Here is a 16,357-nt window from a genome sequence, read left to right on the forward strand (position 1 = left end):
TGTTTCGCCTTCCACTGCTCGATTCGTGGCAGTGCATCGTGCACCGGTCGTTGCCGATCCCGGTGCCCGCTGTCGTTGTGACCCGCGTCATGGCTTGGCGACAGTGAGACCTCACCCACACGATGCGAGGAGTTGCCGATCATGACAACGGGAGTGCTGGAGGCCGTCGAGGAGTTCGACGTCGTCATCATCGGAGCGGGGATCTCGGGCATCGGTGCTGCGGCGTCCTTCCGGCGAGACCTCCCCGGCAAGTCGCTGGTCGTGCTGGAGGGCCGTGACGACATCGGCGGGACCTGGGACCTCTTCCGGTACCCCGGCATCCGCTCGGACTCCGACCTGCACACCTTCGGCTACGAGTTCAAGCCGTGGCGGCACGAAGCCGCGATCGCGGACGCGCCGCTCATCCTGGAGTACCTCCACGAGACGGTCGACGAGCACCAGCTGACCACGCTGATCCGCCTGCGCCACCGCGTGGTGAGCGCCGAGTGGTCTTCGGTCGACGCCCGCTGGGCCCTCACCGTCGAGGCCGCGGACGAGACGGGGAAGGTCACCACCAAGACCGTCCGCGCCGGATGGGTCTTCGCCGCCACCGGCTACTACCGGTACGACGAGGGGTACTCCCCGGAGTTCCCTGGCCGCGACGACTTCGAGGGTCTCGTGGTCCACCCGCAGCACTGGCCGGAGTCGCTCGACCACGGCGGCAAGAGGGTCGTGGTGATCGGCAGCGGAGCGACCGCCATCACGCTCGTCCCGTCGATGGCCAAGGGACCGGGTGCCGCCGCCCACGTCACGATGCTGCAGCGCACCCCGACCTATGTCATGGCGCTGCCGCGCACCGACAAGATCGCACTCGCCCTCACCAGGCTGCTGGGGGAAGAGCGCGGCTACGCCGCGACGAGGTTCAAGAACATCTGGATCGACCGTGCCGTGGTCAAGGGCCTCCGCACCTTCCCGAAGGCCGGCCGGGCGTTGATCCGGCACGAGAACGTCAAGCGGTTGCCGAAGGGCTTCGACGTCGACAAGCACTTCAACCCGCCGTACGACCCGTGGGACCAGCGACTCTGCCTGGCCCCCGACGGTGACTTCTTCGACGCCATCAATGCGGGCACCGCCTCCGTCGTCACGGACCGGATCAAGCGGTTCAGCAGGCGGGGGATCGTGCTCGAGTCGGGAGAGGAGATCCCCGCCGACATCATCGTCACGGCCACGGGCCTGAACATGCGCCTGTTCGACGGGATGCCGATCGTCGTCGACGGCGAGAAGATCGACGTCGCGGACGCGGTCGCCTACCGCGGCATGCTGCTCAGCGGCATCCCGAACTGGGCCATGGCGATCGGCTACACCACCTCCTCGTGGACGCTCAAGGTCAGCCTGATGTGTCGCTACTTCGTCGACCTGGTCAAGCACATGGACGCGAACGGGTACGACCATGCCGTCCCGGTAGCGGTCCCCGGCATGGTGCGGAAGCCGGTCATGGACCTGCAGGCCGGTTACGCCAAGCGCGGCCAGCCTTTCGTGCCGAAGCAGGGCGAGAGCGCTCCCTGGCAGATGGCGATGTCCTATCCCGAGGATGCCAAGGCGTTGCGTGGGCCGGTCGCCGACGAGCACCTCCGGCTCGGTCACAGCCGGACGGCCGACGTCCGTGACGCGGAGAGGCGGTCCTCCCGTGTCCGATAGCCATTCCCTCTCTCAGGACGACCTGTTCGCGACCGTCCGGTCCGGGGCCACCATCTGCTTCCGTGACCACGGCAACCCGGCAGATCCGGCGATCCTGCTGATCGCGGGCCTCGGCGAGGACCTGACGTTCTGGCCGGACTCGTTCGTCATCTCGTTGGTCGCGCGGGGATTCCGGGTCGTGGTCATCGACAACCGCGACGTCGGGCAGTCGTCCTTCGCGACCGCCCCACCGCCGAGCCTGTGGCGACAGGTTCTCGCCCGGCCCCGGAGCGACGCCTACTCGCTCGCGGACATGGCGGCCGACGCCGTCGGGGTCCTCGACCACCTGGGCCTCGAGCGTGTGCACCTCGTGGGGCGCTCGATGGGCGGCATGATCGCGCAGACGATCGCCGCGACCGAGCCCGCGCGTGTCCTCTCCCTGACGTCGATCTTCTCCACGACCGGAGCGAAGAAGGTCGGCCAGCCGGCCCTCTCCACGATGGCGATCCTGGTCGCTCCCGCGGCCAGGAACCGGACGGCAGCCGTGCGCGCCCACCTCCGGCTGACCCGGCACGTCGCAGGCACGGCGTACCCCATCGACGACGCGGCGGAAGCCGCTGTCGCCGCGCAGGGCTGGGACCGGAGCTCGGGTGACGTGGCGGCCGGCGTGGCGCGGCAGATCCAGGCGATCCAGCGCTCCGGGGATCGGACTGCCCAGGTGCGGCGGATCACCGCGCCCACCCTCGTCATCAACGGCGACCGAGACCTGCTGGTCGGGCCCGACGGTGGGGAGGCGACCGCCGCGGCGATCTCTGCCGCCCAGCACGTGGTCATCCCCGGTATGGGCCACCACATCCCGGAGCCGCTGGTCGCTCCCATCACCGAGTACATCGTCCAGCACGCAGACCGCGTGAGCGAAGGAGGATCCCATGTCGAGATCTCTTGAGCCGACCTTGTCGGTGACGTCCGTCGACGTCGTCATCATCGGCGCGGGCTTCGCCGGCCTCAGTGCTGCGGACCGGCTGGTCAGCCTCGGCAAGTCCGTGCGTGTCGTGGAGGGACGCGACCGCGTCGGCGGTCGATCGCTCACCGGTCAGGTCGCCGGCGTCGAGGTCGACTTCGGGGCGACCTGGGTGTCGCCGCGCCACACGGCCATCCGCGGGCTCGCGGAGCGTGTCGGATGCACCACGACCGATCAGTTCGCCGAAGGCCGGAACGTCCTGTGGATGGCCGGCAAGCGTCGCACCTACGCCAGCACCATTCCCAAGGTGTCTCCTGTGGCCCTCGTGGACATGGCACGTGTCCAGCTCGCGCTGGAGAAGCTGGTCGCGACCATCGACGTGGACCAGGCATGGGAGTCACCCGAAGCGGACCGGCTCGACACCATCTCCTTCGGCGAGTGGCTGGACCAGAAGCACGCGCTGTCGGCCACGCGCGCGCTGATGACGGTGGTCAGCAAGGTCCAGTGGGGGTGCACCCCGGGTGACGTCTCCCTGCTGCACGCCTTGCGCTACATCCGCGCAGCCGGAGGCGTCGATCACATGCTCGACGTCGAGGGTGGCCAGCAGCAGGAGCGCTACCTGCAGACGACGCAGGAGATCGCCAAGCGGCTCGCCGATCAGCTGGGCGACAGCGTGCTCCTCGGCGCACCGGTACGGCGGGTCACGCAGGACGACGAAGGCGTCACCGTCCACACGGACACCGAGGTGATCTCCGCGTCGTACGCGATCGTCACGGCCGCGCCCGCGCACCGTGCTGACATCGTGTTCGAGCCACCTCTGCCCGAGGCGGCAGCGGGACTGGCGCGGTCGTGGCGCATGGGCGTCCTGAGCAAGGCGTTCGTCGCCTACGACAAGCCATTCTGGAGGACCAACGGCCTCTCCGGCGAGGCGGTGACGGACACCGGCACCGTGTTCATCACGTTCGACGTCTCCCCGGAGCCCACCGGTCCCGGCATCCTCATGGCGTTCTGTGATCCCCGGGTGTTCGACGACTTCGACCAGGAGACCCGGCGCAGCCAGGTGATCAAGCAGCTCGTCGACCTGTACGGCGAGCAGGCGAGCAGCCCCATCGACTACGTCGACCACCGGTGGGGAGCCGAGCCGTTCGCGCCCGGTGGTCCCAACCCCGCCGTCGCACCCCGGGCTACCACGACGTACGGCATGGCACTGGCCGAGCCGCACAGTCGGGTGCACTGGGCGGGCACCGAGACCGCCGGGGAATGGGCCGGCTGCATGAACGGCGCCGTCCTCACCGGACAGCGCGTCGCCGAGCGCGTCAACGAGCTCCTCCCGATCAGGACCCCGGAAGGAGCCTCGCGATGAAGGTGATCCTCTTCCTCGCCGCAGACCTGTGGATGATCTTCGTCGGCTACCGGTACGGCTGGCGGTTCATCCGCCAGTACGGCAACTATCTCCTCGGCCTCGAGTGGATGGTCGTCGCCACCTCGGGGACCAACTTCCTGGTCTGGTCGCTGGTCAGCGGTAGCGAGGACAGCCCCTTCTACAACCTGGCCTACTTCTTCGATGCGTTCTCGCGCTCGGTGGGGATCACGCTGATCCTCGTGCTCGGCATGATGCGGGTCACCCATCGCTACAAGCCGAGCGTGCCCGTCGACGTCGGCCTCTTCGCCCTCGCGACCGTTGCCGGATTGTTCCTGCGGCAATTCCACGGCGAAGACCTCGATGCCGACCGCGGAGCCTTCGCCGTCGCGACCTACTACGTGGCGATCAATCTCCTCACCGCGGCCTTCCTGGCGTACTTCGCCAAGCGCCTGTGGGACGCCGGTCTCCAACAGCATGCAGCGTGGACCGCGCTCGTCACGATGGCCGCCTCGGTCATCGCGATCACCTACGACTTCTTCCCCTTCTCCTTCGACGACGCCGACCGCACTTTCTTCTACACCGCTGCACTGGCGACGTGGGGCACGCAGGGCGTCGTCTACTTCCGCGCCTACCGGGCTCTCGACGCCCACCAGGGATCGACCCGAGACCAGCCGACCCAGCCGACCCAGCCGACCCGGCCGACAGGAGCCCACTCATGACGACGATGTCCCAGCGCTACGCGGTGCTCGACCCGGCCACCGGCGAACCCTTCAAGGAGTACGCCACCGCCACGGACCAGGAGGTCGACGTCGCGCTCGCCGCAGCCGCGGCGGCGTTCGCCACCTGGTCGGAGAGCAGCACGGTCGCGCACCGCGCCGAGCTGCTGCGCAACGTCGCCGACCTCCACGAGGCGCGCAGCGAGGAGCTCGCCGCGATCATCCAGCGCGAGATGGGCAAGCCGCTCGACCAGGCTGTCGGCGAGGTGGAGTTCTGCGCTGCGATCTACCGCTACTACGCCGACAACGCCGCCTCGTTCCTGGCCGACGAGCCGATCAGCCTGCTCGCCGGCGAGGGTTCGGCCATCATCCGTCGTCAGGCGATCGGCGCACTGCTGGGGATCATGCCGTGGAACTATCCCTACTACCAGGTCGCCCGGTTCGCGGCTCCCAACCTGGCTCTCGGCAACACCATCGTGCTCAAGCACGCGCCGCAGTGCCCCGATTCCGCCGCCGCGCTGCAGCAGCTGTTCGTCGATGCGGGCTATCCCGAGGGCTGCTACGTCAACGTGTACGCCACCAACGAGCAGGCAGCCCGGGCCATCGCGGACCCGAGGATCCAGGGAGTCTCCTTCACCGGCTCCGAGCGAGCGGGCGCCGCGGTCGCCGAGCAGGCCGGCCGCAGCTTGAAGAAGGTGGTGCTCGAGCTGGGCGGCTCGGACCCGTTCGTCGTGCTGTCGACCGACGATCTCGACGCCACCGTCCAGGCGGCGGTCGACGCGCGGCTCGAGAACACCGGCCAGGCGTGCAACGCCGGCAAGCGGTTCATCGTGGCAGACGAGCTGTACGACGACTTCCTCGCCAGGTTCACCCAGCGCGTCATCGCGCAGGCCGACGACCTGGCTCCGCTGTCGTCGCTCGAAGCCGCCGAGCGACTGGAGGCACAGGTCGCCCGCGCCATCGAGGAGGGGGCGACGCTGGTGTCCGAGGGCCGACGCGAGGGGGCGTACTTCCCGCCCGGCGTGCTGACCGGTCTCTCCCCGACAGCGCCGTCGGCTGCGGAGGAGCTGTTCGGGCCGGTCGCGATCGTCCATCGCGCCTCCACCGAGGACGAGGCGATCGCGCTGGCGAACGCGACGTCGTACGGGCTCGGCTCCTACGTGTTCTCGACGGACCCCGAGCAGGCGATGCGGGTCGCCGACCGGATCGACGCCGGCATGGTCTTCGTCAACGGGGTCGGCCTCGACGGAGTGGAGCTGCCGTTCGGCGGGGTGAAGCGATCCGGGTTCGGCCGCGAGCTGGGCCGCTTCGGCATCGAGGAGTTCGCCAACAAGAAGCTCATCCGCAACGCGCTCGCCTGAACACGCCCGATCCTCCGAGAGGAAAGCTCCATGACCATCGAATTCGAGGCTGCCGTCTTCCGCGCGCCGAACACCCCCCTGAGCATCGAGAAGGTGTCGCTCCCGTCGACCCCGCCACCGGGCGACGTGCTCGTCCGGCTCGAGGCGAGCGGGCTGTGCCACAGCGACCTCCACGTGCTGGTCGGCGAGTGGGAAGCACCCGCGCCGATGATCCTCGGGCACGAGGGAGCCGGCGTCGTCGAGAGCGTCGGGGAGGGCGTGACGACCCTCGAGAAGGGCGACCACGTGGTGCTGTCCTGGACCCCTTCGTGTCGCCGCTGTCGCTACTGCATCAGCGGGCGGCCCGTCCTGTGCGACATGGTCAGCCAGCACTCGGCGAACCACCTGTCCTTCGACGGACGCTCCCGCGTCATCTCGGCGACCGGAGAGGACGTGCTCAGCTTCGCGGGCCTGGGTACGTTCGGAGAGCTCACGATGGTCCCGGAGTCCGCAGCCATCGCCGTCCGCAAGGACGCGCCCTTCGAGCAGTCAGCCCTCGTCGGTTGCGCGGTCACGACCGGTGTCGGTGCCGCCGTCAACACCGCCGAGGTGCGTCCGAGCGACACGGTCCTCGTCCTCGGCTGCGGCGGTGTGGGACTCAACGCGATCCAGGGTGCCCGCCTGGTGGGGGCCCGCCGGATCATCGCCGTCGACCTCTCCGACGACAAGCTCGAGCAAGCCCGGACCTTCGGGGCGACGGACGTCGTCAACAGCGGCCGCGAGAGCCTCGAGGACAGGGTCGCGGAGCTGACGGACGGGCGCGGCGTGGAGATCGCCATCGAGGCGATCGGTCTCCCGCGCACCATCGAGGCGGCGTACGGCGCCCTTGCCCGCGGTGGCACCGCCGTCGTGGCGGGGCAGGTCGCCGACGGCGTCAAGGTCTCGATCGACCCGTTCGTGATGTCGGACCAGGAGCTCTCGCTCATCGGTTCCAACTACGGGTCGAGCAGGCCCGACACCGACTTCCCGCTGCTGGTGGATCACTACATGCAGGGCCGGATCGACCTCGACTCCCTCGTGACGGACGTGATCCGGCTGGAGGGCATCAACGAGGGCTTCGACGAGATGAAGCGGGGCCACGGCATCCGCTCCGTGATCAAGTACTGAGAGGCAGCGTCAGTCGGATGGCTCTCGAATCTTCACGTCAGGCCTTCGAGCGCGCCCGGCGCAGCGTCGGCGGGGGAGTGGGATCGGGCCTACGTGCCGCCATGCGCCCTCATCCGCTCTTCGTCAGGAAAGCGCATGGGGCACACTTGTGGGACCTCGACGGCGACAAGTACGTCGACTACGTGATGGCCTGGGGTCCCCTCGTCCTGGGCCACGGCGACCCGCGCGTGCTCTCCGCGGTCTCGCGGATGGCCGAGTCGATGCAGGTCGTGGGCACCGGCCACGCCCTGGAGTACCTGGCTGCTGAGGCGGTCCTGGAGGCAGTGCCGCACGGCGAGCGCCTGCTGTGGAGCAACACCGGCACCGAGGCGGTCCAGGTCGCGCTCCGCCTCGCCCGAGCCGCGACCGGACGACGCCGTGTCCTGAAGCTCGCGAAGAGCTATCACGGCTGGCACGACACCGTGTACGCCGGCATGTCGGGCGAGGAGTCCGATCGCCAAGCTGCTCCTGGCGGCAGGGGTCAGTCGACCAGCGTCCTCGACGACCTCGTCGTCGGGCGGTTCAACGACGTCTTCCTCGCCGAGCGCCTCATCGGCGAGGCCGCCGAGCGCGACATCGCGGCGGTCCTCGTGGACCCCATCATGAGCAACGCGGGGGTGGAGGCGCCCACGCCGGAGTTCCTCGCGACCTTGCGCGCCTCCTGCGACCGGCACGGCGTCGTGCTGATCTTCGACGAGGTCATCGCGGGCTTCCGGATCGCGCGCGGAGGAGCCGCCGAGCGGTACGGCGTCCACCCGGACCTGTCGGTCTTCGGGAAGGCGATGGCCGGCGGCTACACGCAGAGTGCTGTCGTCGGACGAGCCGATCTCGTCGACCAGGTGACGGACGGCGTCGTCCACGCCGGAACGTTCAACGGCAACCCGATCGCGCTGGCAGCGGTCGAGGCGACGATGCGGGCTCTGGCGAGCCCGGCCGTCTACGAGACGCTCGAGGAGAGCTCCGCCTCCTTCGAGAAGCTCGTCGGGGGTGCGCTCGCCACCGTCCCGGACGGAGGGAGCTTCCACCGCGTGGGCTCGCTCCTCCAGTACGTCCCGGCCGGCGGCGCCACCGGACTGCACGGCACCGGCGGAAAGTGGGGCGTGATCCTCGAAGGCATGCTCCGCCAGGGGTTCCTGTTCATGCCGTCCGGCAAGGTCTTCCTCAGCACAGCCCACTCGCTGTCCGACGTCGAGGCCACGGCTGCCGCGCTCGAGCAGGTGCTGAGCGGCGGCTGACCCCTTCCGAGTCTCGGGCTCATCCAGCGGCGCCGGCGCGCCGTACACCCACTCCGCGACATGAAGGCGCCGTGCGTAGTGCCGGCCCAGTTAGGCAGGTTCCGATGACCTCCGAAGACTGCGACCTCGAACAGTTCGGGTACTCGCAACAGCTGGACCGCGTGGTCACTCCCTTCGCCTCGTTCTGCGTGGGCTTCGCCGTCATCAGCGCGACCACCGCGGTCTTCGCGGGCTTCGGCTTCGGGCTGAGCACGGCCGGCCCGGCGTTCGTCTGGACCGTCCCCGTCGTCGTCGTCGTGTTCGCGCTGTGGGCCGTGATCGCAGCCGACCTGGCGGTGAAGCTCCCCCTCGCCGGCTACGCGTACCAGTGGACGAGCCGCCTGGTCCATCCCAGCCTCGGCTGGTTCACCGGCTACCTGGGCCTGATCGGGTTCATCTCCGGGTTCACCGGCGTCGCGTACACCTTCTCGGCGTACTTCGCGGGACTCCTCGGCTGGGAGGCGAGCACACCCGAGCTGGTCGGCATCACCGCTGTCGTGCTCGTCGTCTGCGCACTGATCAACATCTACGGGGTTCGCCTGGCGACCGCGGTGAACAACGTCGGCGTCGTCCTCGAGATCTTCCTGACGGTCGGCATCACGGCGTTCGTGCTGATCCTCGTCGTGCTCGTCAACCGCGACGGCCAACCGCTCAGCTACCTGTCCTCCCATGGCGACATCGCTACGTCGCCCTACGTGTTCGCCTGGATGGTCGCCAGCCTGGGTGCGATGTTCGGCCTCCTCGGCGTAGAGGCGCCGGCGGACATCGCCGAGGAGACCCGCGAAGCGCGGCGGGTGATCCCGCGCACGATGTTCATGGCCCTGGGAACGGCCGCGGTGATCGAGTTCTTCATGTACGTCACCTTCCTGCTGGCGACGGGCGACCCCGAAGAGGTCAGTGCGAGCGCGACGCCCATCCAGCAGATCCTGGACTCGCAGGTGTCGCCGCTGTTCTCGGACCTCGTGGTCGCGATCGCCCTCACCAACATCCTCGTGTGCGTGCTCGCAAACATGCTGGTCGCGACCCGGCTCCTCTACGCCATGTCGCGCGACAAGATGACACCGTTCTCGCGCGTCCTCAGCGCCGTGTCGGTTCGGCACAAGGTGCCCAACGCGGCGGTGGTGGGCGCGACGGTGATCTCGGCATTCTTCCTCGTCACCGCCCTGTTCAGCGAGACCGCCTTCGCCTACATCCTCGGGATGGCGACGATCGGCTACGTCGGCGTCTACATCCTCACGACGGCCGGCATGCTGATCGCCGACGTCCGCGGCACCTTTCCCCGCTCGGATCCGGGCTTCTTCGACCTCGGCCGGTTGCGGCGTCCCGTCCACCTCGCCGGTCTCGCGAGCTTCGCGGTCGTCATGGCTGCGCTCGTGCTCCTGCCCGACTTCCGGCCCAACCTGCGCCCCCTCGCGGTCCTGCTCGCTGCGGCGCTCGCCTGGTGGCTCCTCGTCCTGCGCGGGCGCATCGCGGCCGGGGAGGCTGGACCCGGCTCGACGTCCGGAGCCAACGGCGGGCCGTCGGAGGCCGGCGCGACCGAGACGCTCCACCGCGCCTGAGGTCGCCAGCCGCCCGGACGCGTACGGTGTCTTCCGGCGCGACGGGATGGCCGGCAACAGGATCGGGGAAGCGTGAAGACAGCTCGATGGGTCGCCACCGCGGCGGAGGTCTGCATCTTCCGCGCCAGCGTGGCGGTCCTGTTCGCGGTCGACGCCTGGACTCTGACCGTATGGCTCGTCATCGGCACGCTCTACCTCGTCGGTGGTGCCGTTGCCGTCTGGAGAGGCGGACCGATCGATCCGGAGGACGTGGCGGCGATGCCGTCCGTCGCCCCCTGGTCGTGGGTCCCTCCGGTCCTGGCCGCGTCGATCGGTGTGGTCTCGGCGGTCACAGCGCTCCGCGCGGGAAGCTCCGGCTCGGGAACCTCGGACAACCTCGGCCTCGTCGTGGCTGCCTCGCTCGGGGTGATCCTTTCGTGGATGCTCCTGCAGGTCGGCTTCGCACAGATGTACCTGGTCCGCGACCTCACCGGCGCAGGCGAGGACCTCCGCTTTCCGGATGGATCAACGCTGTCGGTCCTGAGCTATCACTACTTCGCCTTCACCCTGGGCACGTCCTTCGCCACCAGTGACGTCGAGATCGTGAGCGTGCGGATGCGGCGGTTGGTCCTGCTCCACACGGTCGTCGCCTTCTTCTACAACGCGCTCGTCGTGGCCGTCGCCTTCCAGGTGCTCCAGGGCGTTGTCACGAGATAGGCCTCGGCCTGCGAGAGAGCCTGTGCACCGTGCACCGAGCGCCCTCGAGGCGGGTGCCGCGTGTCGTTGTCGCTCACCTGCGTGCGGACGAGAGTGGGCGGCACGTCACCTGCCCCCAGGAATCTCGATCTCGTCGTAGGTGGCGCGTCCAGGCGTCGAGAGATGCCGAGTTCCGGAGCGCGAGTGAGGCGACATGACCATCGGAAGCGTGGAGTACACGACCTTCACCGGCTGGATCGAGCCGCCGACCGACATCCGTCCGGCCCTGGACCGCGACCTGAGCTGCGACGTGGCGGTCGTCGGAGGTGGCATGGGGGGCATGGTCACGGCCCTCAGGCTCGCCGAACGGGGTCAGGACGTCGTGCTCCTCGAGGCCGAGTTCTGTGGCTACGGCGCGAGCTCCCGCAACGGAGGCCAGATCGCGAGTGTCCCTGGAGGGGACCTGCGCCTGCTGAGCGTTTTCTACCCGAAGAAGGTCCGCGGGATGGTGCGCATGGCGGAGAACTCCGCGCGCTTCGTCGAGGACCTCATGGAGCGCCACGACATCGAGTGCGACTACGTGGCCAATGGGCTCGCCTTTGCCGCGGTGTCACCGGTGCAGATGCTCCGGGTGCGAACGATCGCCAAGATCCTCCACCGGGCCGGTGGTCACGGGACCGTGGGTACGAGCGAGGAGCTCGGCCTGCCGCGCGGGTTCGTGGGTGGCATGCGCGAGGCGGTGGGCGGAGCACTGAATCCTGGAAAGCTGTGCCGGGGCGTGCGTCGTGCGCTGCTCGCATCTTCGGCGCAGGTGTACGAGAAGACGCGGGTCTCCGACGTCTCCCGGCGCGGCGGCAAGGTCGTCATCACGACGGCGGGCGGCACCCTGACGGCGAAGCAGGTCGTCCTCGCCACCAACTCCTACTCGGGGGAGTGGGACATCACGCCCAAGCGGCTGTCGGTGCCGCTGTGGCTGCTGGAGGTCGAAACGGAGCCCATCGCCCAGGAGCGCATCGATGCGTTGGGATGGACGAGCCGGTCGGGACTGATCACTCAGCACCAGATCATGGAGAACTACCGACTCACCGCCCGCAACTCCATGGTGTTCGGCGTCCGCCGAGTGGAGCGGGGCAAGAAGTACCCCCTCGCGAACAAGGCGCCCGACCCCGCGATGGTCGAGGAGCTCGCGGCGGCGTTCCGGAGCCGGTTCCCATCACTGGCCGACGTGGCCGTCGAACGCGCGTGGGGCGGCTGGATCGCGATCACCTCGTCCTGGCTCTCCATCGCAGGAAAGCTCGGGGACAACGTCTACTACTCGATCGCGTGCAACGGCCATGGACTGGCGCAGGCGCCGTACGTGGGATCGCTCATCGCCGACCTGATCGTCGACGGAACCCGGCACGAGGACCTCGACGACATCTGGGCGAAGGAACCCAAGTTCCCTCCCTTCGCTTTCGTCGGGCCGCTCGGCCTGCGCACGGTGTGGGCGGTCGACCGCCTCAACGACATGCTCAACGGCAGCAGGCGCAGGGCGCGGAAGGGCGTCGTCCGCAGCCGTTGACGTCGTCGCACGGTCTCAGCACCAGATGCATCCCGTTGTCGACCACGCACGCCGAACCGTGGTGGGCCGTTCGCCGACATCGTCCGGCTGCCTGCTGGTGGAGGTAGGCAGGTGGTCGAGCGCTCGTCCAGGACGAGATGTGGCCCAGGCGTGGGCCCGGGTTGACCCTCTCACCTCACAAGTCAACAGGTGAGAGGCTTGCTCCACTCAGATGTCGTAGTAGAGCTCGAACTCGTGCGGGTGCGGCCGCAGCTGCACCGGCGCGATCTCGTTGGTCCGCTTGAAGTCCACCCACGTCTCGATCAGGTCGGGCGTGAAGACGTTGCCGACGGTGAGGAAGTCGTGGTCCTCCTCCAGCGCGTCGAGCACGGCGCCGAGCGAGGTCGGCACCTGGGCGATCTCGGCCATCTCGTCCGGCGGGAGCTCGTAGATGTCCTTGTCGATCGGGGCGGCGGGCTCGGTCTTGTTCTGGATGCCGTCGAGGCCGGCGAGCATCAGGGCCGAGAACGCGAGGTACGGGTTCGCCGACGGGTCGGGGAAGCGGGTCTCGACGCGCTTGGCCTTCGGGTTGGTGCCGGTGATCGGGATCCGGACCGAGGCGGAGCGGTTGCGCGAGGAGTAGACCAGCGAGATCGGGGCCTCGTAGCCGGGGACCAGGCGGTGGAAGGAGTTCACCGTCGGGTTGGTGAAGGCGAGCAGCGCGGGGGCGTGCTGCAGGATGCCGCCGATGTACCAGCGGGCGAGGTCCGAGAGGCCGCCGTAGCCGGTCTCGTCGTAGAACAGCGGCGAGCCGTCCTTCCACAGCGACTGGTGCACGTGCATGCCCGAGCCGTTGTCGCCGAAGATCGGCTTCGGCATGAAGGTGACCGACTTGCCCTGCTCCCAGGCGGTGTTCTTGATGAGGTACTTGAACTTCATCACGTCGTCCGCGGCCTTGAGCAGCGTGTCGAAGCGGTAGTTGATCTCGGCCTGGCCGGCGGTGCCGACCTCGTGGTGCGCGCGCTCGACCTGGAGGCCGCACAGTTCGAGGTTCTTGACCATGTCCGCGCGGAGGTCGGAGTAGTGGTCGTAGGGCTCGACGGGGAAGTAGCCGCCCTTGAGACGGGTCTTGTAGCCGAGGTTGTCCTCGCCCTCCTTGCCGGAGTTCCACCAGCCCTCGACGGAGTCGATGTGGTAGTAGCCCTCGTTGACGCCGGTGGAGTAGCGGACGTTGTCGAAGATGTAGAACTCGGCCTCGGGGGCGAAGAACGCGGTGTCCGCGATGCCCGTCGACGACAGGTAGGCCAGCGCCTTCTTGGCGATGTTGCGCGGGTCGCGCGAGTACGCCTCACCGGTGATCGGGTCGTGGATGAAGAAGTTGACGTTGAGCGTCTTGGCCTTGCGGAACGGGTCGAGGTACGCCGTCGTCGGGTCCGGGTAGAGCTGCATGTCGGACTCGTTGATGGCCTGGAAGCCCCGGATCGAGGAGCCGTCGAAGCCCAGGCCGTCGTCGAAGACGGACTGGTCGAAGGACGAGACCGGCACGGTGAAGTGCTGCATGACGCCGGGCAGGTCGCAGAAGCGGACGTCGACCATCTCGACGCCCTCGTCCTTGATGAACTTGAGCAGCTCTTCGCTGTTGTTGAACATTCGTTCCTCCTTGGCTGGCCTCCGGAGCCAGCCATCGGTCAGTCCGGTGACGGTCTGGGGGTACGACGCGGCGATGCGCCGTACTTCCTGCCGAGCAACCTACCGAACCGGCAGTTTCCCGGCCGTCACCGGTTTGTTTCGCCCATGTAACAAGATCCCCAACGCCACCAGGCCGGGCGCTCGCGATGCGGGCGGCCCGGCCTGACGGATCGGCTGAGGTCAGCGGATGAAGAGCATCTCCTGGTAGGTCGGCAGCGACCACAGGTCGTCGGCCACCACGGCCTCCAGCGCGTCGGCCGCCTCACGCACGGCGAGCATCGCGGGCAGCACGCTGTCGCGGTGGTAGGCCGCCTCGGCGAGGCCCTCGTGGGCGTGGGCACCGGCGAGCGCCTCGACCAGGCCGGCGAGCCCGGTGCGCAGCGCCTTCACGAGCTCGGTGACGGCCAGCAGGTCGGTGGTGTCGGCCTCGACGCCAGCGGACTTGAGCGCGGCCACGTTGGAGGCGAGCTCGGTCTGGTAGCGCACCGCGGCCGGCAGGATCGTGGTCTTGGCGATCTCCTCGGTGAGGTTGGCCTCGACGTTGATCGTCATCACGTACTGCTCGACGCCGACCTCGAAGCGGGACTCCAGCTCGGTCTCGCTGAACACGCCGTACGACGAGAACAGCTTCTTCGCCTCGGGGGAGAGGTACTCCGGCAGCGCGTCGACGGTCGTGCGCAGGTTCTTCAGGCCGCGCTTCTCCGCCTCGACGTGCCACTCCTCGGCGTACCCGTTGCCGTTGAAGACGACCGCGCCGTGCTGCTCCATGACCTTCGCGAGCACCGACTGGACGGCGTCGTTGAACTCCGCGCCGCCGGAGACCGCCGCCTCCAGCTCGGTCGCGAGGTAGTCGAGCGCCTCGGCCATGATCGTGTTGATGACGACCATCGGCGCCGCGACGGTCTGGTTGGAGCCAGCGGCCCGGAACTCGAAGCGGTTGCCGGTGAAGGCCATCGGCGAGGTGCGGTTGCGGTCGCCGGCGTCCTTGGTCAGGTCGGGCAGGGTGTCGACGCCCACGGACAGCACGCCCTTCTGCTTCGAAGAGGTCGCGCCGCCCGCGGCGATCTGCTCGAAGACGTCCTGCAGCTGGTCGCCGAGGAAGATCGAGATGATCGCCGGCGGGGCCTCGTTGGCGCCCAGGCGGTGGTCGTTGCCGGCGCTCGCGATGGACAGACGCAGCAGGCCGCCGTACAGGTGCACGGCGCGGATGACCGCGGCGCAGAACACCAGGAACTGCGCGTTGTCGTGCGGGTTGTCGCCGGGGTTGAGGAAGTTGCCCTGGTTGCCGTTGCCGAAGGAGAAGTTCACGTGCTTGCCGGAGCCGTTGACGCCGGCGAACGGCTTCTCGTGGAACAGGCACTCGAACCCGTGGGTCTTCGCGATCGACTTGAACGTCGACATGATCAGCTGCTGGTGGTCGGAGGCCAGGTTGGCCCGCTCGAAGACCGGCGCGATCTCGAACTGGCCGGGCGCGACCTCGTTGTGGCGGGTCTTCGCCGGGACGCCGAGCTTGAACAGCGCGCGCTCGGTGTCGTGCATGAAGCCGAGCACCCGCTCGGGGATGGCCCCGAAGTAGTGGTCGTCGAACTCCTGGCCCTTCGGCGGCTTCGCGCCGAACAGCGTGCGGCCGGCGTTGAGCAGGTCGGGGCGGGAGTTCACGAAGGAGGTGTCGACCAGGAAGTACTCCTGCTCGGGACCGCAGTAGGACACCACGTTGTCGATGTCCTTGTGCCCGAACAGCGCCAGCACCCGCTGCGCCTGCTCCGCCATGGCGTTCTGCGAGCGCAGCAGCGGGGTCTTGTGGTCGAGCGCCTCACCGGTCATCGAGACGAAGATCGTCGGGATGCACAGGGTGTTGCCGTTCGGGTTCTCCAGGATGTACGCCGGCGACTGGACGTCCCAACCGGTGTAGCCCCGCGCCTCGAAGGTCGCCCGGATCCCGCCGTTGGGGAAGGAGCTGGCGTCCGGCTCGCCCTGGACCAGCGTCTTGCCGGAGAACTCCCACACCGCCGTACCGTCACCGACGGGCTCCATGAAGGAGTCGTGCTTCTCCGCGGTGAGGCCGGTCAGCGGGTAGAACACGTGCGCGTAGTGCGTCACGCCCTTCTCCATCGCCCAGTCCTTCATCGCCGAGGCGACGATGTCGGCGACCGCGGGGTCGAGCTTCTCGCCCTTCTGGATGGTCGCGGCGACGGACTTGAACACCGACTTCGGCAGGCGCTTCTGCATCACCGCGAGGGAGAAGACGTTCTCGCCGAAGATGGCCCCGGTCTTCTCCTCGACGTCGAAGAACGCGGCCGGGGCCTCGTTGGCCTCGATGTCGCGGATCGCGCCCAGGCGGGTCGGGTTCGCAGTCATGGAAACTCCTGGTGTTCGTG

At 68.5% G+C, this 16,357-nt stretch carries 12 protein-coding genes; 10 read left to right on the forward strand and 2 right to left on the reverse strand.

Annotation, left to right across the window (positions count from 1 at the left end; genetic code table 11):
* Positions 1-141 precede the first annotated feature (141 nt).
* From MRBLML1_RS12080 to MRBLML1_RS12125, 10 genes are all read left to right on the forward strand, one after another.
* A complete protein-coding gene (locus tag MRBLML1_RS12080; protein ID WP_364516100.1) occupies positions 142-1,677 on the forward strand; it encodes a flavin-containing monooxygenase in 1,536 nt (511 codons plus the stop codon).
* Complete coding sequence (locus MRBLML1_RS12085) at positions 1,667-2,602, forward strand: alpha/beta fold hydrolase (RefSeq protein ID WP_364516102.1); 936 nt, start codon at positions 1,667-1,669, stop codon at positions 2,600-2,602. Before MRBLML1_RS12080 ends, MRBLML1_RS12085 begins: the two co-directional genes overlap by 11 nt.
* Entirely contained in the window at positions 2,586-3,980 is a 1,395-nt protein-coding gene (locus MRBLML1_RS12090) for a flavin monoamine oxidase family protein (protein WP_364516104.1), read from the forward strand. Before MRBLML1_RS12085 ends, MRBLML1_RS12090 begins: the two co-directional genes overlap by 17 nt.
* Entirely contained in the window at positions 3,977-4,699 is a 723-nt protein-coding gene (locus MRBLML1_RS12095) for a hypothetical protein (protein WP_364516106.1), read from the forward strand. Before MRBLML1_RS12090 ends, MRBLML1_RS12095 begins: the two co-directional genes overlap by 4 nt.
* Positions 4,696-6,057 (forward strand): NAD-dependent succinate-semialdehyde dehydrogenase, encoded by a 1,362-nt coding sequence (locus tag MRBLML1_RS12100; RefSeq protein ID WP_364516108.1) that lies wholly within the window; start codon positions 4,696-4,698, stop codon positions 6,055-6,057. Before MRBLML1_RS12095 ends, MRBLML1_RS12100 begins: the two co-directional genes overlap by 4 nt.
* A 30-nt stretch (positions 6,058-6,087) precedes the next feature.
* A complete protein-coding gene (locus MRBLML1_RS12105) occupies positions 6,088-7,203 on the forward strand; it encodes a Zn-dependent alcohol dehydrogenase (RefSeq protein ID WP_364516110.1) in 1,116 nt (371 codons plus the stop codon).
* 101 nt (positions 7,204-7,304) lie between these two features.
* A complete protein-coding gene (locus tag MRBLML1_RS12110; RefSeq protein ID WP_364516112.1) occupies positions 7,305-8,477 on the forward strand; it encodes an aspartate aminotransferase family protein in 1,173 nt (390 codons plus the stop codon).
* Positions 8,478-8,581: 104 nt separating this feature from the next.
* Entirely contained in the window at positions 8,582-10,075 is a 1,494-nt protein-coding gene (locus MRBLML1_RS12115; protein ID WP_364516114.1) for an amino acid permease, read from the forward strand.
* A 129-nt stretch (positions 10,076-10,204) separates the two neighbouring features.
* Positions 10,205-10,771, forward strand: coding sequence for a DUF1345 domain-containing protein (locus tag MRBLML1_RS12120; protein WP_364516116.1), 567 nt, complete (start codon positions 10,205-10,207; stop codon positions 10,769-10,771).
* A 193-nt stretch (positions 10,772-10,964) separates the two neighbouring features.
* Positions 10,965-12,311, forward strand: coding sequence for an NAD(P)/FAD-dependent oxidoreductase (locus tag MRBLML1_RS12125; RefSeq protein WP_364516118.1), 1,347 nt, complete (start codon positions 10,965-10,967; stop codon positions 12,309-12,311).
* Between the two features lie 207 nt (positions 12,312-12,518).
* On the opposite strand, the gene glnA is transcribed toward MRBLML1_RS12125, so the two are convergent.
* Complete coding sequence (gene glnA / locus MRBLML1_RS12130; protein WP_364516120.1) at positions 12,519-13,940, reverse strand: type I glutamate--ammonia ligase; 1,422 nt, start codon at positions 13,938-13,940, stop codon at positions 12,519-12,521.
* Positions 13,941-14,159: 219 nt separating this feature from the next.
* Positions 14,160-16,337, reverse strand: a complete 2,178-nt coding sequence (locus MRBLML1_RS12135) for a glutamine synthetase III (RefSeq protein WP_364516122.1) — start codon at positions 16,335-16,337, stop codon at positions 14,160-14,162.
* Positions 16,338-16,357 lie beyond the last annotated feature (20 nt).

The organism is Nocardioides sp. LML1-1-1.1 (assembly GCF_040676175.1).
Lineage (GTDB): Bacteria > Actinomycetota > Actinomycetes > Propionibacteriales > Nocardioidaceae > Nocardioides.

Coding starts and splice junctions, on each gene's coding strand:
- MRBLML1_RS12095 (WP_364516106.1), top strand. CDS start 3,977: ATGAAGGTGATCCTCTTCCTCGCCGCAGACCTGTGGATGATCTTCGTC.
- MRBLML1_RS12110 (WP_364516112.1), top strand. CDS start 7,305: ATGCGCCCTCATCCGCTCTTCGTCAGGAAAGCGCATGGGGCACACTTG.
- MRBLML1_RS12080 (WP_364516100.1), top strand. CDS start 142: ATGACAACGGGAGTGCTGGAGGCCGTCGAGGAGTTCGACGTCGTCATC.
- MRBLML1_RS12115 (WP_364516114.1), top strand. CDS start 8,582: ATGACCTCCGAAGACTGCGACCTCGAACAGTTCGGGTACTCGCAACAG.
- glnA (WP_364516120.1), bottom strand. CDS start 13,940: ATGTTCAACAACAGCGAAGAGCTGCTCAAGTTCATCAAGGACGAGGGC.
- MRBLML1_RS12125 (WP_364516118.1), top strand. CDS start 10,965: ATGACCATCGGAAGCGTGGAGTACACGACCTTCACCGGCTGGATCGAG.
- MRBLML1_RS12100 (WP_364516108.1), top strand. CDS start 4,696: ATGACGACGATGTCCCAGCGCTACGCGGTGCTCGACCCGGCCACCGGC.
- MRBLML1_RS12135 (WP_364516122.1), bottom strand. CDS start 16,337: ATGACTGCGAACCCGACCCGCCTGGGCGCGATCCGCGACATCGAGGCC.
- MRBLML1_RS12090 (WP_364516104.1), top strand. CDS start 2,586: ATGTCGAGATCTCTTGAGCCGACCTTGTCGGTGACGTCCGTCGACGTC.
- MRBLML1_RS12105 (WP_364516110.1), top strand. CDS start 6,088: ATGACCATCGAATTCGAGGCTGCCGTCTTCCGCGCGCCGAACACCCCC.